This is a genomic window from Paenibacillus hubeiensis, from assembly GCF_032334105.1.
GTDB classification, from domain to species: domain Bacteria; phylum Bacillota; class Bacilli; order Paenibacillales; family Paenibacillaceae; genus Paenibacillus; species Paenibacillus hubeiensis.
This window is the reverse complement of the sequence record NZ_JAVYAE020000012.1, coordinates 86,088-110,184: the sequence shown is the minus strand read 5'-3', so window position 1 is coordinate 110,184 and position 24,097 is coordinate 86,088. Positions and strand designations below refer to the sequence as shown.

Genomic DNA, 24,097 nt, shown 5'->3' with positions numbered 1-24,097 from the left:
GTCTTTTTTGTTTTCGGTTTATAGTTGATATAAACCTACCCGTGTGAACGCGAATCAGCTACCCAAACCCTAACGAACATGAGGCGTCTTAATTATATGTTTTAGGGGCGCTAATACTTCTAACGAACCTGAGCGTCGCTATTTGGAGTATTGGGCCAGAGAAATACATTTAACTCCCAAATAACGTGTCTAAAGTTCGTTAGAAAATGAGCCTGCACGAGAAGCAGGGAATAAGGTGTCTCAGGTTCGTAACATATAGGTACGGTACCTTTCCTGGCCGTTGGCTACTTCCAGAACCTGTTGATCCACCATACTGTGCAGAATTCGGCGCACATGCTGGTCGGTCACTCTCAAATGGGCAGCCAACTCAGCCGGCGTAAAGGGACGCAGCAAACGTCTGGCAAACCGCACGTTTTCTGCTTCGACCCAATTCAGCGCCAAGGGCGCCTCGGTCGCTGCAAATTTGCCGATAAACGCCAGCACCAGCTGTTGGCACCGTTTAGGTTCGTCCTTAATGGAGAGATACGCAATCGGTAGAAAGGTCCAACCATCTAGTGTGAGCAGACAATGCCTCCAGCATAAATCCTTAAAACGGCGAACGTCCAGATCGCGGGCATGAGGTCCATTTCCCTGGATTTCGATGCCCCCTTTGACACCGTTACCGGGCAGGTAGACCAAATCGAGATATCGATAACCGTTGTGAAAGTCGCGTACCTCCCCTTCAGGCTGCAAGTGTCTGAAGCTTCCAACAGCCGGAAACCAGACATTGCTAAAAACTCCAACGTGTCATGTTCCAGACCGTTTTCAATTCTTGTCCTCCTTCTCGGGTTGGTCTCTCCGGCCAACAACGATTGTAACCATTTCTCATAGGTTTCCTCAAAACCAATGGCCATTGAACTTGTTCAACTCCTTCATATGGTTTGGATCGTATGATGTTCTACTCCACTCTCATCTACCGTCTACGGTTGCGGCGTTCTGCACCATCGAGCGCTCGTGCCAATAAACATGAACGCAAAAAGCCGCTCCGACAATCACCTCACCCATGAAGGTAAGGATATATGTCAAAGCGGCGTGTGCTTCACGACCGGATCATATGATAGATCCAGTATAGCTGTAACAAAGCATATTGACAATAACATCGTCTCTCAGCAGAGTCCAATTGCGAATGCTTAATACGGGGGGGAAGAAGCGAAGCAGTCGCTTAAAAGTTATCCGTGAACACCGGACTGTTTAACGTCTTCTTCAATCCGATCCGTCCCTATTTTCCTCGCAAACGTCAATTTCAACAGCGGCGGCGTTACCAGAGTGGTCACAATCACCATAATGACGACGCTTGTGAAATACTGGCTGTCCAGCAGTCCGGAGGCAAGCCCCGTCGATGCGATAATCAGGGCAACCTCTCCCCGGGAAATCATGCCTGAACCGATGGCCAGCGCCGACTTCCGATCGAATCCGGTTAATAAGGCGCCTGCACCGCCCCCGAGCAGCTTCGTGACGATGGCGACGAGGCTGATGACGACGATCAGGCCGATTTGTGAACCTACACCTTCAAAAGTAACGTTAAGCCCAATGCTGACAAAGAATACGGGCACGAAGATACTGTAGGCAATGGGCTCGATTTTATGCTCTACCTCTTGTTTGAAGCCGGTTTGCGAGATGGCAATACCTGCCGCAAATGCACCGATAATTCCGGCTACGCCCATCCATTCGGCAAAGTAAGAAAAACCGAAACAAATAATCAACCCTGCCGTAATGACGGTTTCGGTGACGCGCAGCGGCGCCATCCATTTCATGACGCGCGGGACAAGGAAGACGCTTGCGGCGATGACCACCACGAAAAACAAAAGCTTTTTGCCGATCAATAACGCGATGGATACCTCTTCGGCACCTGTCCCAGTCCCCAATAGGCTCATCATGACGGCAAGCAAAACAACAACAAGCACATCGTCCACCACGGCCGCACCGAGTATCGTCGTTCCTTCGCGAGAGCCGAGCTGATTCATATCCTTCAACGTTTGCACCGAAATGCTGACCGACGTGGCGCAGAAGAGCAAGCCGAAGAACAAGGCATGCGCTTGCGTCATGCCGAAAGCAAGAGCGGAGCCATAACCTCCGATGAACGGAAGGATCACGCCTCCAACCGCAACGGCAAAGGCGGCCTTCCAGTTTTTCTTCAGCTGTTCGAGGTCTGTTTCAAGACCGGCAATGAACATCAGCAGCAGAACGCCGATTTCGGCCATGTAATGAATGAAATCGCTGTTCTCTACCCAGCCAAGCAATGCAGGCCCAAGAATCACGCCAACGATCAATTTTCCCAACACAGAGGGCTGGCCAAGACGCACCGATAAATCGCCGGCAAGTTTGGTGAATATTAAAATAAGGGCCAATACCAAAATGAATTCCATGAAATGCTCCTTCCTGCAGCGTTATTAAAATAACCTGTACCAAGGACATGCATTCATTGCGCGTTTCTCTCAAATAAAAAAAGCATGTAAAACGACGCTCAAGTGAGTGCCTCTACATGCCCTGAAAAAGACAAAGAGAAGCCCTTGGTGACAGGCTCCTCCAGTTCTAACGCTCATATGTGATTTATTCAATTATACCATATAACGATGCTAAAGGCAAAACGGCCAGTGCACCTTTGGATGGAATTCGCTAGAAAAGGGCAGATTAAATGCTGGATACCGCCTGGTTTGTTCGAAGTGTTGTCACTTAACAGTCGACAATTGGCAAGATATAATGACATAGAGCATAGATGTAGCATATGAGGAGGATTTTGCATTGGGCAAATATGATCAAGGGGACCCGAGCAAGAAGGCCAATACCCCGGCCCCGACAACGAACAAAAACTTTGCAGGCATCATTATCACGATTTCCATTCTTGCCAATGTCATTATTTTATTGCTGTTTTTTGCGCCGTCGATCGGTTACAAGGGTGACATCAACTTCGATATTACGGTGCTGCCGCGCTTCAATGCGGTGTTTAACAGTTTCACCTTCATTTTCTTGCTTGCGGGGCTGATCACCATCATCAAGCGGAACGTGAAGCTGCACAAACGTTTTATTCTGGCCGCGTTTTCGACCACGTTATTATTCCTGGTGACGTATCTGAGCTTCCACTATCTCTCTCCAGAGACGTCCAAATATGGTGGAGAGGGTATCATTCGTTCCATTTATTTCTTCATTCTGATCACGCACAGCGTCCTTGCGGCCATTATCGTTCCGCTTGCACTCTTTACGCTGGTGTGGGGCTGGACGAACCAATTGCAGAAGCACCGCAAAATTGCCCGTTGGACGATGCCGATCTGGCTGTACGTCAGTTCCACGGGAGTCGTTGTTTACCTGATGATGGCACCTTACTATTGATGGAGAGATACACTGCCACACCAAAAGTTTAAGTCAATGAAAGATGAGGCTCGGAAGGAGGGAACGCGACGATGCACCGGATCGTTTTGATTCGTCATGGACAGAGCATGTGGAACGTCGAAAATCGGTTTACAGGCTGGACCGATGTGGATTTGACCGAGGATGGTTACGGTGAGGCCCGCAAGGCGGGAAGGATTTTGAAGCAGCAGGGCTTTGATTTCGATTGCGCGTATGCCTCTGTGTTGAAACGTTCCATCCGAACGCTGGATATCGCGCTGGACGAGATGGACCGGATGTGGATTCCGATCACCAAAACGTGGAAGCTCAACGAGCGTCATTATGGCGCTCTCCAAGGGCTCAACAAACAGGAAACCGCGCTCAAATACGGGGAAGATCAGGTTCGGGAATGGAGACGTTCCGTTCATGTTTCCCCGCCGCCCTTGGATGGTAACGATGAGCGTTATTTGCAGGATCAGGACAAATACTCCCGGCTGGGCTGCACCATTCCGCGTACCGAAAACCTGATGGACACGTCCAAGCGGGTACTGGACTATTGGGAAAATGAGATTAAACCGGCAGTGGCATCGGGCAAAAGAGTGCTGGTTTCCGCTCACGGCAATACGCTCCGCTCCTTGGTCATGCATCTGGATCAGATGTCGGAAGCGGACGTCATGGATTTGAACATTCCGACAGGCATTCCGCTCGTATATGAGCTGGATGATGATCTTCATCCGACAGGTCATTTCTACCTGACTGCGGACGGCTCCACTTATAAACACGAAGAAATGACCCATGCAGCCACGCCGACGGATTGATGGAAAACGAACACATAACCGCAGCTTGCCCGGCAATTCGTCGGACAGGCTGCTTTTTCGTTTCGAATGAAGCGATTTTTGCAATGAACAATGTTACAATGGTTACCTGTAGAGCAACAAAGTATCCCGCTATATAAACCGCAAAAAACATACACACGTTAACGGAGAGGCAGAACCAATCTGGAGAAGCGAAGCGGTCGCCTAAAAGCTTTCTGAAAGAAAGCTGCATCGGAAGCATAGGCTTATCACCGGATTTTCCCCTTAGTAAGGGGATTCAAAAAAATCTGGGGATAACAGCGATCGGAAGATGGTACTGCACTCGCAGTGGCCTTGTGTAATTGATTAATGCGGGTTTCTATAGAAATCGAATGGGATCGAATGGTGCAAAATGAGGCAACGTATGGGAGGGAAGAACCATAATGAAGCAAAACCGATTGGGTTCATCAGAGCTGATGGTTGGAGAAATCGGCCTGGGCTGCATGTCGCTCGGAACCGAGATGGGGCCTGCGGTGGCTCTTATCCATGAAGCGTTGGATCGTGGGGTTAACCTGCTGGATACGGCGGATTTGTACGATGCCGGGCGGAACGAAGAAATCGTGGGACAGGCCATCCAGGGCCGCCGCGATCGGGTTATCGTCGCTACCAAGGTAGGCAATCGGCGTCACCCCGGGAAAGAAGGTTGGGTTTGGGATCCGTCCAAGGCTTATATCAAGTCTGCGGTTCATGAGAGCTTGAAGCGTTTGAAGACGGATTATATCGATTTGTATCAACTGCACGGAGGAACCCTCGACGATCCGATCGAAGAGACGATCGAGGCGTTCGAGGAGTTGAAGCAGGAAGGCGTAATCCGTTATTACGGCATCTCCTCCATACGTCCCAACGTGATTCGGGAATATGTGCGCAGAGCATCCATTGCGAGCGTAATGAATCAGTACAGCGTGGCAGACCGCCGTGCCGAAGAAGAAGTATTGCCCCTGTTGAAGCAGAACGGGATCAGCGTGATTGCGCGCGGTCCGGTTGCCAGCGGCGTGCTTGCCGATTCTGGGGCAACCAAAGTGGAAAAAGGGTACTTGGACTACACGCCAGCAGAGCTGCTCGCCATTCGCGAAGGACTCGCCCGGTTTGTAAGCGAACAGCGGAGCATGGCCCAGACGGCCATACGGTATGCGCTGGCTCACCCGGCAGTTGCTGCAGTGGTGCCGGGTGCAAGTTCAAGGGAACAGCTGCTGCACAACATTGCGGCAGCGGATGCAGCACCGCTTACGTCGGCCGAAATCGAAGAGATTCAAGCGATTCGTCCGGCGAATCGGTACACGCAGCATCGATGATCAACGCAGGCCTGTTTTCAATTGTAACCAAAAGAGGTACAATGAGAAGGCAGCACCCTAAAATCAGAAAAACCGATCAAGGAGTGAAGAACCTATGGAACGTATTCAAAGCGAACAACAATATCAGGAATTGATTCAAGGAGACGGCCTGACCGTCATCAAATTCGACACGACCTGGTGCCCGGATTGCAAAAACCTCGACCGTTTTATCGGTGACGTCATCGATCAGCATGCAGACAAAACGTTCTATGCCATGGATGCGGAGAAATTCCAGCCGATCGCTGAAGAAAACGGCGTACGGGGCATCCCGAGCCTGCTGGTGTTCAAGGATGGACAAAAGCTTGCTCACCTTCACAGCAAATGGGCAAAAACCCCGGCACAAATTTCAGAGTATTTGGAGACACTGGAATCCAAAGTATAATCATGCGACAACAAAAACCGCCCGAAAGTTACATTCAGGCGGTTTTTGTTTTTTTATTTTCCGACTCAAAAAGGCAGTTCTCGACAAGAAACGAGCTATGTTGAGATTTTGTTTAGTACGTATCTATATAATGAATAGAGTATAGACAGAATTGTGGAGTGGGAGAGACAATGATGAATAAAGTTTTTTTTCAAGAAATGCATCAGTTGAGCCATGAAGACGATCTGAGATACCGTTTGTTGATTCGAGGCATGAGGCAAATGTTGGAGGAGAGGAAGCGGAACCGCTTTAATCTGCTTCGAAGGTTGGAGTACCGCAAGTCGAGAAAGGAAGTTCAAGCCAAGAAGTGGTCGTAATTTGTCGTATACATATATTTGTAGCTATAGGAGAACAATGAAATAGCGGCCGCGTTCCGAAAGGAACGAAGGCCGCCATTTGCGTTACATCAAGATGAAGAAAAAGACTGCTGCAAGCACGAAGCGATACGCCGCGAATACGGAAAGGCTCAAACGCTTCAGAACGGAAAGGAACGTTTTGATGGCCAGCATGGCTACGATGAATGCGGCGATAAAACCAACGGCAAACACCGGGAAATCCGTCGTGGCCAAATGGTCCATACTCTTGTATAGATCATAACCTGTGGCACCGAACATAATCGGCACGGATACGAGAAAGGTGAATTCGGCTGCGGCGACCCGGCTTATTCCGGCGAACAAACCGCCCGAGATGGTCGATCCGGAGCGGGAAAAGCCCGGCCACAGGGCCAAAATTTGAAATAGGCCTACAACAAATGCCTGGGTATAGGTAATATCATCGACGTCATGCGTCGTAATTCGGCGGCTGCGTTTGCTCCAAAGCTCTGCCACGATCATCAGGATCCCGCCGATAACAAGGCTGTACAAGACCGTTTGCGGTCCAAACAGGTGAGCCTTGATCCAATCCCGGAAGACCAGACCGATCACCACCGCAGGAACCATTGCCAAGAAGATGTGGAGGAGATTCAGACGATTGCCATAACTTCGCTTGCCCCCGGTGAAGCGGAACATATCGATGAATTTGTTCCAATATAACACCACTACAGCAAGCACGGCCCCGAGTTGAACCACCACCTCAAACGTTTTGACTGACTCGTTGTCCTCCGATAAGCCCAACAGGTGGGCAGTCAGAATCATGTGTCCGGTCGAGGACACGGGCAAAAACTCAGTCAAACCTTCGATAATGCCCATAATAATCGATGATAAAATATCCAATGCTCTTCCTCCTTGAAATGCAGACGACGGCATAAAGCCTGTCCTGCTTGACAATGCCAGTCCAGAAATCGCATGCTGAACCAGACTAACATCTATTATGATCAGAAACGCCTCTAACTTCAACATATGCAGGAAATTATGAAATTAAAACCATATTGACAAAAACCCAGTTATCCAATAGGATATTACTATTGACTGACTGATCAATCGGGAGGATTTCAAATGTCCAAACTCAACCCAATGGAACCGGGCGAAGAACGCCGCGACCAGATTATTCGAATTGCCACAGAGCGTTTTGCCGTACAGGGATACCAACAGACCAAAATATCGGATATTGTGCGCGAAGCCGGCGTCGCTCAAGGAACGTTCTATTGGCATTTCAAGAGCAAGGCAGCCATCGCAGAGGAGATCGTTCTGACCGGGCGGGAGAAACTGCTAGAGGCCATAGGCCAAGGATACCGCAAGGATGCGGGAAGCATCGAAGACATGGTGAAGGCATCCGAACGTCTGTTCATCGATTTGTTTACGTTTGCCGCAGAAAATCGTTATTTTATGGAACTGCTCTTGCGCGGCATTGTGAGAGAAGAATCGGTCAGCCATCTTGTGGAAGATACACGTGGAGCGGTGGAAAAGGCATTTCGACACAATATGGAACGTGCGATCGAACTTGGCATGCTGCCAAAGACGATGAATGTTCCCGTCAGGGCGGCGCTGCTTGTAAGCATGATTGAAGGCATGATTACACGGTGGTTATTCGGCTCCGATGAACTGCACACAGATGTAGGGCAAATTAGCCCGGAAGCTCTAGCTTCCGAGGCGGCAAGTTTTGAGTTCTACGGTTTGCTCGGTTCATAGCGGGACGTATGCAACGTTCCAAGGTTTACATGATTCAGCCGGGCAAGGGGAATAATGCTAATGTCCCGTCCCGTCACCTTTGATGGCCAAATGAACTTGGCCCAAGATCATTAACAACATGAATGAGAGGAAGTTAATCCCATGAATATTCGTACGAAATCCGATGGAATCAAACATCGCAAAGGCTGGACACTGACGACGACCCTGCTGCTGTTGACCGTGCTTGTACTTAGCGCATGTGGCAGCAAAACGTCCAACAGCGGAACCGGCAACGAGGCCAAAGCCGCCAATGAACTGGAGCAGATCAAATCGGCCGGTGTCATGAAGGTAGGCATGATGGGTACATACCCTCCGTACAACTTCTTGAACGATAAAAAGGAAATGGACGGTTTCGACGCGGATATCGCGCGCGAGGTAGCCAAACGCATCGGCGTTAAGGTCGAGTTTGTTTCCCAGGAATTCTCTGGACTGATCCCAAGCCTGCAATCCAAAAAGCTGGATGCCATCGTCAGCCAAATGACGATTACGGATGAACGCAAGAAAGCGCTGGATTTCAGCGATCCATACATTACGAACGAAGTTAAAATCATCGTGAAAAAGACGAACAACGACATCGCCAAGCTGGAGGATTTCAAAGGGAAAACGATCGGGGTCGGACTTGGCACCAACGATGAATCGTATCTGCGCAATGAAGTGCTGCCGAAAGTCGGAGACTTCACGATCAAAACCTACGATGACGTCATCACTTCCTTGAAGGATCTTGATGCAGGCCGAATCGATGCAACCATCAACAACATGTACGCCCTCAAACCGATCGTGGACGAGAACGGATTCCAGATCAAAGCGGTAGGGGAAGCGATTAAAAGCGATCAGGCCGGCATCGCGGTCCGCAAAAACAATCCGGAACTGGTAGCTGCAGTGAACGAAGCTCTGAAAGCCATGAAGGATGACGGCACGTACAAGACCATTTTCAAAAAATGGTTCGGGGAAGAGCCTGCGAAGTAAAAACATGCAGGACGAAGGGAAGTTTGATCCATGGAACTGGTATTTGAAAATATCCCCTTCTTTCTGAAGGGGGCGTATTACACGCTGTACGTCACGGTAATATCGATGTTCTTTGCCTTCTTTATCGGGATATTAGTAGCCATCGCCCGCTTGAAAGGTCCGGTGTGGCTCAGGCTGATCGCCCGCTTCTATGTATCCATCATGCGGGGAACCCCGCTGCTGGTGCAATTATTCGTCATATATTACGGGTTGGTGGATTACGGCGTCACGCTGGGATCACTTACGGCGGCTTGTCTTGCTATCAGTCTGAACGCGGGGGCCTTCCTGTCTGAAACGTTCCGGGGTGCCATTCAGGCTGTCCCTAAAGGGCAAAGCGAGGCGGCTTATGCTACCGGCATGTCGAGATCCCAAACGATGTGGAGGATCGTGTTTCCGCAGGCGGTCCGCATCGCGATCCCGCCGATGGGGAATACCTTCATCGGCATGCTGAAGGAAACGTCGCTCGTGGCCGCCATCGGCGTCACCGAATTGCTTCGCTCCGCGCAGCTGCTCGTATCGCAGTACTATGTGAACATGCCGTTCTATTTGGCGATCGGCGTAATTTATTGGATAATGAGCATCGGTTTCTCGGCCATCTTGGAACAGGTGGAGCGCCGGTTGGCCCGGGCTTACTGAATGGGGGAGTACCGGTGATTAACATAACGGGATTAAGCAAGCACTTTAATCAAAATGAAGTGCTCAAAAATATTAACATGCATGTCAATGCCAAAGACATCGTCGTGCTGCTGGGACCGAGCGGCTCGGGCAAGAGCACATTGCTGCGCTGCATCAACGGCCTTGAACAGCCGACCGGCGGGCGGATCGAAGTCAGCGGCATCGTTGTGGACAGCAAGGATGCGCCGAAAACCCAGCGCGCCCGCGTGCAGGATATCCGGCGCCGTACAGGCATGGTGTTTCAGCAATTCAATCTGTACCCGCATAAAACTGTGCTTGGCAACGTCATGGAAGGGCTCGTCACGGTGAAAAAAGTGAAACGCGACGAAGCGGCCGCCCGTGCGCGCATGCTGCTGGATCGGGTAGGCCTGCTTGAGAAGCAGGATGCCTATCCTTCGCGATTGTCCGGCGGGCAGCAGCAGCGCGTGGCGATTGCCAGGGCGCTGGCGATGGAGCCGGAAGTCATGCTGTTCGACGAACCGACCTCGGCGCTTGACCCCGAGCTTGTCGGCGAAGTGTTATCCGTCATGAAGGAGCTGGCGCAGGAAGGCATGACCATGCTTGTCGTGACTCATGAATTGAAGTTCGCCCGCAACGTCGCGAACAAAATCGTGTTCATGGCCGATGGCGTCATTGTGGAAGAAGCGAACCCAAAGGATTTCTTCGAACGTCCGCAGCAGGAGCGCACGCGCCGATTTTTACAACAGATGACGGAATTTTGAATTTATTATAAATAGGGAAAGAAGGACAACAACATGAACGTAACAACGGTATGGAAAGGCAAACGCGCCTTCGTCTCGGAAGGACCTTCAGGTTACCCCGTAGGTTTGGATGCCACGGCTGCATACGGCGGCGACGGAAAAGGAGCCACCCCTATGGAATTGCTGCTTGCGGGCCTGGGCGGCTGCATGGGCATCGACATCACGATGATTCTGGATGCCTTCCTCGACAAAATTTCATCCATCGAGATCGAAGCACAAGGCACGCGCAGTGAAGGCATGCCCAAAGGGTTTACGTCGATCGACCTGATTTTCCGCGTGGATGGAGATATTCCGGACTACCGGATTTGGAAAGCGATCCAAATGGCCGAAGAAAAATATTGCGCGGTCTCCGCGTCCCTCAGCGCGGACATTCATCCCATCCTCATTTTGAACGGCGTGGAAACGCCGCGCCCATAATGTGTAGGGGCAATAAATAAATGCATAACGAGGTCGCCATGGCAGTGGCGGCCTCTTTGCTTTCAGGATATGGTATGATAGTTCAGAAGGGCAGGATGGCCGTGATCCTGTACCTTATTTGTAAGCGCTTAGACCAACGAAGAAGGTGCAGAATATGCTGAGAAGGCTGATACGGATCTCCAACAATCTCAAATTGAAGCATAAATTGCTTATATCGTACGTGCTTGTCGTGATGGTTCCCGTTTTAATTATCGGACTGGCGGTGACGGCCTATTTCCGGCAGCAGGCATTGAACAATGCCATCGAGCAGACGGTAAATAACGTGGAGAAAGTGAAGACCCAAACGACGACGCTGCTGCGCGTGCCTACGGACATTTCCAACATTCTTATGTTTAACGAGGACCTGAAGGAAATCGTGAACAAACGTTATGAGAGCGTGGTCGAACTGACCAGCGCCTATCTGGCCTACAAGGATTTTCAGGAATACAAGCGCCTTTACCGCGAAGTGGCGGGCATTCGTTTCTATTCCACCAACCCGACGTTGATCAACAATCTGGAGTTTATTCCGGTGGATGAGCAGACCAGGGATAGTTATTGGTACAAAAAGGCGTTGACCTCCACCAGCATCGGCTGGTTTTACATTCCCGACAAGGGAGACAATCCGGTGCACAAGCTCAGCCTGGTTCGAAAAGTACCTTTTCCCGAATATCGTTCGCGAGGGGTGCTGATGATCGAAATCAATCAGGACGAGCTTAATGAGCTGTTACGGCAGGAGCCTTTCGAAACGTTGATTACGGATGAGCAGGGATATGTCATCGCAGCCAAAAATACGAATTGGGTCGGCAAAACGCTCAATGAGCTCGATTTCGGCGTCGATTTGCAGAACCAGGCGAAGGGAACGCTGGAAGCCGACTTTCGGGGTGAACCGTCCAATATCGTCATTGACGAGCTCCGGCCGGGTTCGAGCATAAACAGCCTCAAGATCATTTCGGTTTTCGAAACCAAGGACATTGTGAAAGATGCGAATATGATCAGCATGATCGGCCTTATTTTCATTATCCTTGTGCTTATGATTGCCCTGTTATTGGTATACATTATTTCGTTTCTGACTTCGAATCGGCTTTTGCGGCTGAGCAAACAATTAAACAAGCTTGCGCTGGGCGATTTGAATGTGACCTCGCGCATCGACGGCAATGACGAAATCGGACAGCTGTCCCGCCAGTTCAACTACATGGTGAAGAGCATCAACGAACTGATGGTTCAGGTCGTGGAGACCACGGAGCAGAACAACCAATTGGAAATTGCCCAAAAAGAGATTAAACTTAAAATGATGGCAAGCCAGATCAATCCGCACTTTTTATTCAACGCGCTGGAGTCGATTCGCATGAAAGCGCATATTCAAGGCGAAGCGGAGATTGCCAATATCGTTCGGCTGTTGGGCAAGCTGATGCGGAAAAGCCTAGAGATCGGAAGCGATAAAACAACCCTTCAGGCCGAGCTTGAAATGGTGCGCTCTTACCTGGAGATTCAGAAATTCAGGTACGTTGACCGCCTGGCGTTCCGGATTCACGTCGATGCGGGCTTGGAAAAGATGTACATTCCACCATTGATCATTCAGCCTTTGGTTGAAAACGCCATCGTGCATGGCCTGGAAAATAAGGAAGGCACGGTTCATGTCGAAGTAGACATTCGCCCGGTACGGGGCATGGTTCAGGTCCGCGTACGCGATGATGGTGCCGGAATCACGGAAGAACGGTTGGCTGAGGTGTTGCAATTCGTCAGCGGGCCGGAGGAACAGGAGAAGAGCAGAATCGGTTTGAGGAACGTGCATCAGCGGCTGACGCTGACCTATGGTGAGGAGCATGGATTACAGATTTCAAGCGAGTATGGGGAAGGGACCGAAATTACGTTTACCTTGCCTGCAGGAGGGGACGAGCATGTATAGAGTGTTTTTGGTGGATGACGAACCGAGCATACGCGAAGGACTCACCACCATTATCGATTGGGAACAATACGGATTTGAAATTGCGGGAACGGCTGGCAGCGGGAGGGAAGCCATCTCGCTTTTTCCGGAGCTCCGCCCCGATCTGACGATCATCGACATCCGCATGCCCGGCATGACCGGACTGGACGTCATTGAAGAGATCCGCAAGCAGTATCCCGAATCGCATTTCTTGATCCTGAGCGGTTATGCGGATTTCGATTATGCCAAGAAAGCAATCAGCTTCGGCGTAGACGGTTACCTGCTTAAACCGGTTGACGAGGAAGAGATGATTGCCGAATTGCAGCGTATTGCAGGGGTGTTTGAACGTGAGCGCGAAGCGTTGACCCGGCATGTCGGCGAAGATACGGCGTACCGTGAACATCAAATCGAAGCATTGCTGTTCGATCATCTCGAGGGCCGCGGGGAAGCGGACACGCTCGGGCTGCGGTGGCCGATGTACCAGATCGTGCTGTTCGAATTGCATGCGGCTCCGGACGTGCAGCGGAGCAATGCAGTGAAACGGAAACTGGTGGATGCCTTTGACCACAAGGACAGGGGGATTGTTTTTTCCTTCCATTCCGGATTGGGATTGCTGTGCAGGGAACCGCTGACGACCGAGGAAGCGGCCAAGGGGCTGTACGAAGAATGGAGCCAATTGCTTGGAGAGTGGGAGATCCGCATGTATGCGGCCGCCGGCCAACCCGTGCATTCCGTCCATGACATGGCGTTGTCCTACGAGCAAGCCAATGCGGTGCTGAACGACCGTTTTCTGTTTGCGAAGAAAAGGGTGATGCTGTGGAGCGACGAGTTGAACCGGGGCACGTCTTTGCCTGCGGAAGAAATGAGCGCGCCCGACGAGTCTGAGCTGGCAGACAAGCTCTACTACGCGCTCGACATTCGCAGCAGCGAATCGGTTATGCGCGTATTGTCGGAGATGGAGGAGCGCATCGTTCCCTATCACCGGTCAGAACAGGCCATCAAAACGGCGTTTTCGCAAATTTTTTCCCTTGCCCTGAACAAGCTTGCTGCAGCGAACGAGCATATGCAGCCGATTATGCAGGAGCATTCCATGTTGATTACGGAAGTATACCATCAGCAAACCTTGTCCGATTTGAAAATCATGGCGGAAGGCCATCTTACCGGATTGATCGGGCGTATGGGCGGCGGCAGCAAAGATACGGTGCTGAAGCAGATGATTGATTTCATCCGGCGTAATCCCGGAGAGAATCTCAAGCTGGAAGTGTTAGCCGAAGTGTTTAATTATAACAGCAGCTATTTGGGTAAATTGTTCAAAAACCACACGGGAGAGTATTTCAATGCGTTTTTGGACAAGGTGCGGATGGAAAAGGCGAAGGAATTGCTCGACGAAGGGCTGAAGGTCCATCAGGTGGCAGCCAGAGTCGGTTATGCCAATGTGGACTATTTCCACGGAAAATTCAAGAAATACGTGGGTGAGTCACCTTCGGCCTATAAACAGGCACGTTCGCAATCCAAAGGTCAATCCGGGGAGTCCGGAGGAGAATAATCTGTTGTCGAATCCTCCGGACGATCCACCTTCGTCTTCATAAAATAAAACGTTTTCGGTTATCTTGGTCATGATCTATATAAACATGAAAACCGCCAGCCATAAAAGGGTTGGTGGTTTTTGGTCTTGGTACATGAAATGGGGGAACGACGGATTTTCATGAAATCGTCCATCGAGAACAATGGATAAGCAATGGTGATCTTGGAAGAACCAACGTAAACTGGATGTACTTTGTAGGCCTTGAGCGAGGAGGAGAACATTGATGACCTTTTTGGAAGTGAGGACGGCCCGGCAAACGATGGATTTGAATGGCATATGGCAATTTGCGTTGGATCCTGATTCTGGCGAACAGACTCCAGAACAGACATTGGCTTTACCTGACCTGGATTGGGGGGAGATTCAAGTTCCGGGTTCATGGGAGGAACAGGGGTATGGCGAAGCGCCAACGTACCAGCGAATCGACACATGGACCAAGGTTCGGGAATATGAGGGAGCGGCTTGGTATTCGCGCGAGGTACATATCCCGGCTTATCCTGGCATGCATTATGTGCTTAGGGTTCACGGGGTTCGCTGGACGACCGATCTCTGGATCAATGGCCAGCATGCAGGCCTGCAGGAAAGCCTCGTTTGCAAGCATGCGTGGGACATTACTTCACTGGTCAAACAAGGGACCTCTAACGAAGTGGTGCTGCGCGTAGACAACACGATGAAATATCCGCTTGGCGGCAGTCATATTCATTCCCTGCATACTGCAACGGCGTGGGGCGGCGTGACGGGAGGAATATGGCTGGATGCGATGCCGCCGTACCATATCGAGAGCCTGAAGGCAGACCAGGATCCCGAACGAGGTACGATGGCGCTCCGTGGTTCATTGAACCTTCCTCATCGGCAAGTGTTTGATGAACTTAAGCTGCATGTGCGGGTTCAGCATCCTGATGGCACATGGCTAACGGAAAAAGTACACGATGTGACCACGGATATCTTAAAAGCGAATGACCCGGCGGAGCTTGCTGGTAGTTCTGTTCAGCTTCAGCCATGGGAGCTGGATCTGGGGCGGGAAAAAAAGGTGGCCCTGTGGTCGGATGTTTCTCCACAGTTGTATAAGGCGATTGTTCGCTTGCAGAGCGGAGAACAGGAGTTGGACCGGGTTGAACTGACCTTTGGTATGCGCTCCTTCGAGGCGAGCGGAACCCGGTTTCTTTTGAACGGACAGCCTGTGTTCCTGCGAGGGTACGTGGACTGCTGCATTTTCCCGCTTACAGGGTATCCGGTATGGGACAAGGAGCAATACATTTCACAGTTCCGGACGGCCAAGTCATACGGATTCAATCATGTTCGTTTGCACGGCTGGAGTGCGCCGGAACCGTTCTGGCAAGCCGCGGATGAAGAGGGGATGCTGGTGCAGGCCGAGCTCCCGCATTGGTCGAGATGGTTCGAGAATCGGGAACAGGCCGCTCCGAAAGATGTCCTCTCTTTTCTGAAGCGCGAACTGGACGGGCTGCTTGACGCTTTGCAGAAGCATCCATCGTTCGTGCTCTTTTCGCTGGGCAACGAGCTCATCGGGCCGAATGGCCATCCCGAGCTGAACGAGCTTGTAGAGCATGCCCGCAGCATGGATTCAACGCGGCTGTACACGGACAACACGGGGTTCGGGCAATTGCCGGCCCAAGGCAGAATGGCGGATTTTTATATCCAGTCGTTGAATTGGCATCCGCCGTTGGAGTCGGAATGGTCCGCTGTACCTGACACCACGCTTGATTACCGTGCGGTGACCCGGCTGTCCGATCGTCCGGTCATCGGGCATGAACACGCGCAGTTCACCATGTACGTGCGTCCTCAAGAGAAGGGTAAATACACGGGCGTTCTTCGGCCAAGCTGGCTGGAGCCGATCGAAGAATCGCTATCTCGCCAAGGGATGAACGGCGACATTCTGGAGCGTTATCAGCAGGCAAGCGGCCGGCATTTGGTCCGTTCGCTCAAGGAGGCCATGGAGCGGGTGCGCCGGACGTCGGATGCAGCAGGCTTGCAGCTGCTTGATATTCGCGATTTTCCCGGGCAGGGACATGCCACGACAGGCATCCTGGATGTGTTCTGGGAGAGCAAAGGCATGATTGAGCCCGAGGAATTCCGGCGGTGCAATGCCGGAACCGTTCTGCTGCTGGGCTGCGATCAGCGCACATTCTTTGGCGGGGAGGCCATTCAAGCCCAGGTCAGCGTATCGCATTACGGAACGGAGCCCCTTCAGAACGTATCGGTGCAGTGGCGTTTGGTCCGCGATGGCGAAACGATAAGCGAAGGAGGATGGAGCTGCGATGACGTGGCTTGCGGATCTGTCCGATCTCTGGGAACGTTGAACGTAAATGCCCCGCGGGAGGGGGCAACCGGATTTTGCATCGAAGCGGAGATCAGGTCAACCCGTGGAGAGGTAATAGCTGCAAATGTTTGGCACGGGTGGTCATTCCCGCGGTATCAGGTCCATGAACAGAGCCACCGGATCTGGAACAGTATCAGCGAATTGCAGCCTTACCTGCTGGGGGCTCACGAAGGAAAGTTGGATGATCTGAACGGGCATCATTTGCTGCGTGAAGATCGTACCGGCCTGATCATTACGCCATCTTTGACCCCCAATGTACTCGATGTTTTGGTCAATGGGGGAAGTGTTTGGCTCCAGACGAATGCCGAGGGTTTGTATGATGCGGTAGAGACCAAATACCTGCCCGTCTTCTGGAACTATCTTATGTTTGCCACCCAGCATGGCGCAACCATGGGACTATGCCTGCCTGATCGATTGCCATTGCTGGGAAGGTTTCCCCATGATCAAGCGTCCGACTGGCATTGGTATCATCTCATTCAGGGCACGCCAGCGATCTGTTTGGACACATTGGCAGGGGTACAGCCTTTAATTGAAGTGATCGATCACTTTCACAGAGCGAAACGGCTGGCCTACGCTTTTGAGGCCAACGTAGGCAAGGGCAAACTGCTCTTATCGACATTTCCTTTTTCCGATATTGCGATGATGAAACGTCCGGAAGCGAGCTTTCTGTTTCAAGAAATGCTTGCTTATCTGCTGGGGGACGAATTTAGGCCGGAATCGTCCATTTCGGCAGGGCAGCTGCTAGGTCTGGTGAAGCTGCAGCCCATTCGTTTCGCGTTATAGATTGAAGGAGCCTGCAAAGGCTTCTTTTTTTGCTTCCCTGCAGAAATTCCTAAAAAGGGATCAAGCCTTTCTGCTTATATAGAGACGGGAAGGGCTTCCTAATGAAATGTGGAGAGAAATACATGAATACGTGCGTTTGACTTAGCACGGGTAAACGATTTCCAAAAACGTTTTCGTCATTTTCCATTTCAAATTATAATTACCAAAATGTTTCATTTTATTAAATTAAAAGGCTGAATAATGACTGATTTTGCATGCAAAATGTCTCATTGACCTGGTCCATATCTAATTTTTATATGATTTTCTCTAAAATCAAGCTGGTATTTTGAAAACGCTCTATCAGGTATGATTAATCTATAAATTAGAGGAGGGGGAACGGAGATGGAAACGCTGACAAAACAATCCGCTTCCGCGAAAAAGAGCAGTGACCCCAAACCGCCCACAAATCGGCGGAATGCAATTTGGGAGAGTATCAAGCAACAAAAGTTTCTTTATCTCATGTCATTGCCATTCGTAGTTTGGGTTTTTGTATTCAACTATCTGCCACTATGGGGATGGACGATGGCTTTCCAAAATTATAAACCGGCCAGAAGTTTCTCGGAACAGCAGTGGGTTGGTTTCAAGCATTTTGCAGAGCTGTTCAGTGACGAACGATTCTATCTGGTACTTAGAAATACGCTGGCAATGAGTTTTATGGGACTGATTGTCGGTTTCGTTGTGCCGATTTTCCTTGCGATCTTGCTGAACGAACTTAAAGGCAAATTCTTTAAACGTACGGTGCAAACGGTATCATACTTGCCTCACTTTGTATCCTGGGTCGTTGTTGCAGGGATTATTACCAAAATGCTCTCGACGGACGGCGGTATTGTCAACGACATTTTGATGGGCCTGCATTTAATTGATCAACCCATCCAGTTCATGGCGAAAGGCAACTTGTTTTGGTACATTGTAACCGCTTCAGACATGTGGAAAGAAAGCGGCTGGAACGCGATCATTTACTTGGCGGCCATCACGGGGATCGACCAAGAGCTGTACGAAGCTTCCCGGGTTGACGGTGCAAACCGCTGGAGACAGATGTGGCACATTACGCTGCCTGGTATCCGGACAACCATTTCCGTATTGTTCATCATGTCCATCGGTCACTTGGTCAGCAACGGGTTCGAGAAACAGATGCTGCTGGGCAACAGCCTCGTCACCGACTATATGGAAGTCCTTGATCTATATGCGCTGAACTATGGTTTGAACTTGGGACGATTCTCATACGGTACGGCAATCGGGATATTCAACTCCGTCGTAAGTATCATTCTCTTGTTCACGGCGAACGGATTGTTCAAAAAATTCACGAAAGAAAGCATCATGTAGGGAGGGGGAGACCATATGGCGAACAAATCATTCAATGCAACTCGTGGCGATAAACTGTTCGATCTATTCAATGTTCTCGTGCTGGCCCTGGTGCTGATCGTAACGCTGTATCCGTTCCTGAACGTACTCGCGATCTCATTGAACGATTCGATGGACACGGTGCGTGGCGGAATTTACTTATGGCCTCGGGAATTTACGCTGGAAAACTATAAAACGATTTTTCAATATGACAGCTTGCTTCAAGGTTTGCAAATCTCTATTCTCCGTACGATTGTAGGTACATTGCTCGGTTTGATCAGTTCTTCGATGATTGCCTTTACGCTCAGCAGACCTGATTTCAAATTGAGAAAATTCGTTTCTACTACGCTGGCGATTACGATGTATTTCACTGGCGGTCTGATTCCGATATACATCCTGATGCGCGACCTGCACCTGATCGGCACGTTCTGGGTTTACGTATTGCCGGGCATGATCAGTGCGTTCAACGTCTTCGTTATCCGTTCCTTCATCGACGGCCTGCCGTACGCCTTGCAGGAATCCGCGAAGCTGGACGGTGCGAATGACTTCACGATCTACTACAAAATCATCCTGCCGCTCTGTAAGCCGGTACTGGCAACGATCGCATTGTTCCTGGCTGTAGGGCAATGGAACTCATGGCTCGATACGTACCTGTACAACGGTTCGAAAGCGCATCTCACTACGCTCCAGTACGAGCTGATGAAGGTACTGCAAAGTACCCAACAAGGCTCTGGTGCAGGGCGTAATGTCAACGACTTGGCACAGCAGATGGCACAGGTTTCTCCTGAGTCCATCAAAATGGCGATTACCATCGTTGTTACGGTTCCAATCCTGATCGTGTATCCGTTCCTGCAAAGATACTTTGTGGGCGGTATGACGCTGGGTGCTGTAAAATCATAAGACTTGGTCAACACAGATATAAGAAAGTCACAGAAAATACAGAGATAAAGATAACTTTAAAGAGAAACAGTATAATAAAAAAGCTCGGGATGCCCGAAATGCCAACCTCGGTTGGCGTTTCACCGTATAGGGCTGCGGCGACGGCATCCATGAAGCTATAGACAGGGACAAAAAAGTCCCGCACAAGATAGACATATGGATTAGGGAGGAATTACCATCATGGCGAATTTCAAAATGAAAGCCGCACTGGCTCCCGTGCTTGCGATGTCTTTACTCGCAGGCTGCGGTGGCGGAGCCGGTGACAGCAGCAATGGAGCATACGAGGACACAAGCGGGGATACGTCTCCAATTACGTTCAGTTTTTTCAGCGTTGACCCAAGTTCCAACTGGAACAGTATGAAAGACGAAGTAGGCCAGGTGATCACAGAGAAAACCGGGGTTACCCTTAACGGAGAATTCGCGGTAAGCGGCGGCCAGGACAAAATTTCTTTGATGGCAGCAAGCGGAGACTATCCCGACATTGTTTCACCGAAAGGTGAACTCAGCAAGCTTGTGGATGCCGGTGCAATGATAGATCTGACGGATCTGATCGATCAATATGCTCCTAATTTGAAAAAGCTGTATGGTGATTACATGGACCGGCTGAAATACAGCAACGAAGACCAGGCCATTTATGTGCTGCCGTCGTATTACGCGGTAGATCAGCAATATTTTGACGCAGGCGGCGGTTTCGGTATTCAACACCGTGTATTGAAAGAACTCGGTTACCCTGAAGTGAAGACGCTTGAGGATTTTGAGAATGTGTTGAAAGCTTACAAAGAAAAACATCCAACCATTGATGGGCAGCCAACCATCCCGCTGTCGCTGGATGCGGATGACTGGAGAATCATGATTACCGTAACGAATCCGGCTTTCTTGTCCACAGGCGCTCCGGATGATGGAGAATATTACATCAACCCGGAAACGTATGAAGCGATGCTTCATTACAAACGTCCGGAGGAAAGAGAATACTTCCGTTGGTTGAACAAAATGTACAATGAGGGATTGCTTGATCAAGACAGCTTTGTGCAAAAAACGGACCAGTACAAATCGAAAATCGCCAGCGGCCGCGTACTCGGCGTAATCGATCAGGATTGGGGTTATGCTGATGCAAAGAACGCACTGAAATCGGCAGGCAAGGATGAAGCAACATATTCCCACTTCCCTGTAACGCTGTCCAGCGACATCAAAGACCATTCTTTCCAAGATCCGGGCTTTGTATCTGGCTGGGGTGTAGGCATCACCACTTCGAATCCGGATCCGGTACGTACGATTAAGTTCTTTGATTATTTGGCGTCCGAGGAAGGCCAAGTATTGATAAACTGGGGAATTGAAGGCAAACACTATGAAGTGAAGGACGGGAAACGCGTTATCCCTGCAGATGTATTGGACCAAAAAGTAAACAATGCAGCGGCTTTCCAGAAGGAAACAGGGATCGGTCTGTACACCAACATGACGGGTCACTACGGCGATGGCGTGAAGGATTCGACAGGCAACTACTATACAACGAACTTCCCTGAACAAATCGTAGCGTCTTATTCCGATGCCGAGAAAGAAACCCTCAAGGCTTATGGTGCAACAACATGGAAGGATCTGTATCCGAAAGAGGATGAGTTCCCGGTCAAAGCGTGGGGCGCTGCATACAACTTGCCAACTCCTGGCGACTCGGATTATAACGTCATCTACCAGAAGACACAGGACATTATCCGCAAACGCATTCCGGAAGCGATCCTGAGTCCGGTCGACAAGTTTGACAGTGTGTATGATACGATGCTGGCTGATTTGGAGACAGCAGGAGCTACGAAAATGGAACAACAATATACAGAGCTTATTCAAAACCGCGTAAAACTGTGGAATGGCCAGTAAGATCTTTTCGTTTGAGCGGCAAGTCAAGTTTAAAAAAGAAAGGACCCATTGATTTGGGTCTTTTTTTTGTGCCTAAAACGTTTTCCCAAAACCGTTTTCATTTTTTGAAATTGGTTATTGACAAGGGGTTATGCAAGGTATTATTATTCAGGTATGAAAGCACTTACATTTCAGTTGAGCATGGATCCTTGTACCGATGTAAACGTCTTTTTGATGGCAACTTGTACTTGAATTGAGGCGAGGATGAATCGTCGAATTCATTAAAGAAAACGCTTTTAATTGCATTTAAGCAAAAAAAGTGCAAGGTTTTTCGCCAGTCCATGGTATCTACAGGCCAGCCTGTTATACACTATAAAGCTTCATTATATCCATAAGGGGGATTACACATGAAGGGGAAAACACCAAAAACGTTCGCAATGCTTCTTCTCGCAAGCGCGCTTGCCATTACGGCAGGATGCGGAAGCACAGGAGGAAGTACGGCCTCGGAAAAGCCTGGTGAAACGGATGATACGACAAGTCCGGTAACGTTTACGTTCTTCGGCGCAGATGCAAGTCCAAACTGGAACAAGATGCAGGATGCGGTAGGCAAGAAGATCACCGAAAAAACAGGCGTGACCATTGAAGCCGAGTATGACGTGAATAATGGCGGAGATCAGAAAATACCTTTGATGGCTGCCAGTGGTGATTACCCTGATATCATTTATCCTAAAGGAAATCTGTCCAAACTGGTTGATGCAGGCGCAATGATTGACCTGACCGATTTGATTGAGGAGCACGCTCCCAACCTGAAGAAAATTTACGGCGACCAAATGAACCGCTTGAAATACAGCAAGGAAGACCAGGCGATCTATACCATCCCGACCAACATGGGTGTAGACAATGTAGCGTTTGATGCCACGGGCGGATTCGAAATCCAGCAAAAAGTGCTGAAAGAGCTGGGCTACCCTGAAGTAAAAACGCTTGAGGATTACGAAAACGTATTAAGAGCTTATTATGAGAAACATCCAACGATCGATGGCCAACCGACGATTCCGCTGACATTGAATGCCGACGACTGGAAGATCATGATTACGGTTACAAACCCGGCTTTCCAAGCAACAGGCGGGCCGGATGACGGGGAATATTATATCAACCCGGAAACGTATGAAGCGATGCTTCACTACAAACGTCCGGAGGAAAAAGAATATTTCCGTTGGCTGAACAAAATGTATAATGAAGGACTGCTTGATAAAGATACCTTTGTACAGAAGGATGACCAGTATAAGGCCAAAATCGCCAGCGGGCGCGTTCTTGGTCTGATCGACCAGGAATGGAACTATGGAGAAGCTGAGAACGCTCTCAAATCAGCCGGTAAGGATGACAGCACGTATGCACACTTCTCGGTATCCTTGAATGACCAGATCGTGGATCATACCTTCCAGCCAACCGGCTTTGACGGTTACGGCATCGGAATCACGACTTCCGCCAAAGACCCGGTTCGCATTATCAAGTTCATGGATTGGCTTGCTTCGGATGAAGGGCAAGTGCTCAGAAACTGGGGGATTGAAGGCGAGCATTACAAAGTGGAAAACGGCAAACGCATCATTCCTGACGAAATCCAGGACCGCAAAACGAATGACAACTCGGCGTTCACCAAAGAAACAGGGATCGGTATGTACAACATCTTCAGTGCAAGATATGGCGATGGCGTGAAAGATTCCACAGGCAACTATTACACCACGAACTTCCCTGAGCAAATCGTAGCGGGCTACACGCCGGCAGAGAAAGAAACATTGAAAGCGTATGGCATCACGACATGGAAGGAATTTTTCCCATCGGAAGATGAACTGCCTATGAAGGATTGGGGAGCAGCATACAACATGCCGGTTCCTTCCGATACGGATTATAATGTAGCTTTCCAAAAAACGCAGGATATCGTTCGCAAACGGATCCCGGAAGCCATTCTTGCCAAACCGGAAAACTTCGACAAGGTGTATGACGACATGCTGGCCGAGCTGGACAAAGCAGGCGCGGTGGAGATGGAAAAACAATACACCGGTTGGATCAAAGACCGCGTATCGCTATGGACCGGCAAAGACGTTCAATAAAAGAAGGGACAGCGCAAATAAGCTGCTGAATTTCTTGAAAAAGGGTTTCCGTCGGAAGCCCTTTTTTTCTATTGACCGATGGCGAAATATAGCATATAATCTACGTGTAAGCACTTTCAGTAAGCGTTTTAAAGTGAATTTCGAAAACGTTTTATCTTATGTGTAGTGCGAAGTTTTCTGTCCCAGATGGATCGAGGCAGTTACACCTGTATCACGCATAATTTAAA

19 protein-coding genes and 1 pseudogene are annotated in these 24,097 nt (G+C 49.9%); 17 read left to right on the top strand and 3 right to left on the bottom strand.

The genetic code is table 11. The features are described 5' to 3' along the window. Positions 1 to 240: 240 nt before the first annotated feature. Both RSX24_RS24385 and RSX24_RS24380 read right to left on the bottom strand, forming a co-directional pair. A pseudogene (locus RSX24_RS24385) lies at positions 241 to 893 on the bottom strand (transcriptional regulator). A gap of 315 nt (positions 894 to 1,208) precedes the next feature. Further along, complete coding sequence (locus tag RSX24_RS24380) at positions 1,209 to 2,405, bottom strand: cation:proton antiporter (protein WP_236420489.1); 1,197 nt, start codon at positions 2,403 to 2,405, stop codon at positions 1,209 to 1,211. A gap of 376 nt (positions 2,406 to 2,781) precedes the next feature. Between RSX24_RS24380 and RSX24_RS24375 the strand changes: the two genes are divergently transcribed. The 5 genes from RSX24_RS24375 to RSX24_RS24355 all read left to right on the top strand — a co-directional run bounded on the left by RSX24_RS24375 (position 2,782) and on the right by RSX24_RS24355 (position 6,286). Further along, positions 2,782 to 3,366 (top strand): DUF420 domain-containing protein, encoded by a 585-nt coding sequence (locus RSX24_RS24375; RefSeq protein ID WP_343262013.1) that lies wholly within the window; start codon positions 2,782 to 2,784, stop codon positions 3,364 to 3,366. A 71-nt stretch (positions 3,367 to 3,437) separates the two neighbouring features. Then, on the top strand, positions 3,438 to 4,181 hold the full coding sequence (gpmA, locus tag RSX24_RS24370) for a 2,3-diphosphoglycerate-dependent phosphoglycerate mutase (RefSeq protein WP_236420491.1): 744 nt from the start codon (positions 3,438 to 3,440) through the stop codon (positions 4,179 to 4,181). 419 nt (positions 4,182 to 4,600) lie between these two features. After that, positions 4,601 to 5,509 carry an aldo/keto reductase gene (locus RSX24_RS24365; protein WP_236420492.1) on the top strand — a complete coding sequence of 303 codons (909 nt, stop codon included), beginning with the start codon at positions 4,601 to 4,603 and terminating at the stop codon, positions 5,507 to 5,509. A gap of 94 nt (positions 5,510 to 5,603) precedes the next feature. Beyond that, on the top strand, positions 5,604 to 5,930 hold the full coding sequence (locus tag RSX24_RS24360) for a thioredoxin family protein (protein ID WP_236420493.1): 327 nt from the start codon (positions 5,604 to 5,606) through the stop codon (positions 5,928 to 5,930). Positions 5,931 to 6,103: 173 nt separating this feature from the next. Next, on the top strand, positions 6,104 to 6,286 hold the full coding sequence (locus tag RSX24_RS24355; protein ID WP_339274704.1) for a hypothetical protein: 183 nt from the start codon (positions 6,104 to 6,106) through the stop codon (positions 6,284 to 6,286). 84 nt (positions 6,287 to 6,370) lie between these two features. Here the strand turns inward: RSX24_RS24355 and bacA are convergent, their stop codons facing one another. Next, the gene (gene bacA, locus RSX24_RS24350; protein ID WP_236420495.1) at positions 6,371 to 7,213 is read right to left on the bottom strand and encodes an undecaprenyl-diphosphate phosphatase; all 843 of its coding nucleotides are present in this window, start codon (positions 7,211 to 7,213) and stop codon (positions 6,371 to 6,373) included. Positions 7,214 to 7,402: 189 nt separating this feature from the next. Here bacA and RSX24_RS24345 point away from each other — a divergent pair, with 189 nt between their 5' ends. The 12 genes from RSX24_RS24345 (at position 7,403) to RSX24_RS24290 (ending at position 23,870) form a co-directional block, all read left to right on the top strand. Next, complete coding sequence (locus RSX24_RS24345; RefSeq protein WP_343262012.1) at positions 7,403 to 8,035, top strand: TetR/AcrR family transcriptional regulator; 633 nt, start codon at positions 7,403 to 7,405, stop codon at positions 8,033 to 8,035. A gap of 168 nt (positions 8,036 to 8,203) precedes the next feature. Then, positions 8,204 to 9,040: a substrate-binding periplasmic protein gene (locus tag RSX24_RS24340; protein WP_236420585.1), complete on the top strand. Its 837-nt coding sequence runs from the start codon at positions 8,204 to 8,206 to the stop codon at positions 9,038 to 9,040. A gap of 30 nt (positions 9,041 to 9,070) precedes the next feature. Next, complete coding sequence (locus tag RSX24_RS24335) at positions 9,071 to 9,715, top strand: amino acid ABC transporter permease (RefSeq protein WP_236420497.1); 645 nt, start codon at positions 9,071 to 9,073, stop codon at positions 9,713 to 9,715. A 14-nt stretch (positions 9,716 to 9,729) separates the two neighbouring features. Further along, entirely contained in the window at positions 9,730 to 10,476 is a 747-nt protein-coding gene (locus tag RSX24_RS24330) for an amino acid ABC transporter ATP-binding protein (protein ID WP_236420498.1), read from the top strand. A 33-nt stretch (positions 10,477 to 10,509) separates the two neighbouring features. Beyond that, entirely contained in the window at positions 10,510 to 10,932 is a 423-nt protein-coding gene (locus RSX24_RS24325; protein ID WP_236420499.1) for an OsmC family protein, read from the top strand. A gap of 154 nt (positions 10,933 to 11,086) precedes the next feature. Next, positions 11,087 to 12,877: a sensor histidine kinase gene (locus RSX24_RS24320; RefSeq protein WP_343262011.1), complete on the top strand. Its 1,791-nt coding sequence runs from the start codon at positions 11,087 to 11,089 to the stop codon at positions 12,875 to 12,877. Further along, a complete protein-coding gene (locus tag RSX24_RS24315; RefSeq protein WP_343262010.1) occupies positions 12,870 to 14,441 on the top strand; it encodes a response regulator transcription factor in 1,572 nt (523 codons plus the stop codon). The genes RSX24_RS24320 and RSX24_RS24315 overlap by 8 nt, the downstream gene beginning before the upstream one ends. Positions 14,442 to 14,703: 262 nt before the next feature. Further along, positions 14,704 to 17,598: a glycoside hydrolase family 2 protein gene (locus RSX24_RS24310; RefSeq protein ID WP_343262009.1), complete on the top strand. Its 2,895-nt coding sequence runs from the start codon at positions 14,704 to 14,706 to the stop codon at positions 17,596 to 17,598. A gap of 381 nt (positions 17,599 to 17,979) precedes the next feature. Next, positions 17,980 to 18,960, top strand: coding sequence for an ABC transporter permease (locus tag RSX24_RS24305; protein WP_339274695.1), 981 nt, complete (start codon positions 17,980 to 17,982; stop codon positions 18,958 to 18,960). A gap of 15 nt (positions 18,961 to 18,975) precedes the next feature. After that, complete coding sequence (locus tag RSX24_RS24300) at positions 18,976 to 19,878, top strand: carbohydrate ABC transporter permease (protein WP_236420504.1); 903 nt, start codon at positions 18,976 to 18,978, stop codon at positions 19,876 to 19,878. A 219-nt stretch (positions 19,879 to 20,097) separates the two neighbouring features. After that, positions 20,098 to 21,783, top strand: a complete 1,686-nt coding sequence (locus RSX24_RS24295) for an ABC transporter substrate-binding protein (protein ID WP_343262008.1) — start codon at positions 20,098 to 20,100, stop codon at positions 21,781 to 21,783. Between the two features lie 386 nt (positions 21,784 to 22,169). Continuing rightward, a complete protein-coding gene (locus RSX24_RS24290; protein WP_343262007.1) occupies positions 22,170 to 23,870 on the top strand; it encodes an ABC transporter substrate-binding protein in 1,701 nt (566 codons plus the stop codon). The last annotated feature ends 227 nt before the right edge of the window (positions 23,871 to 24,097 follow it).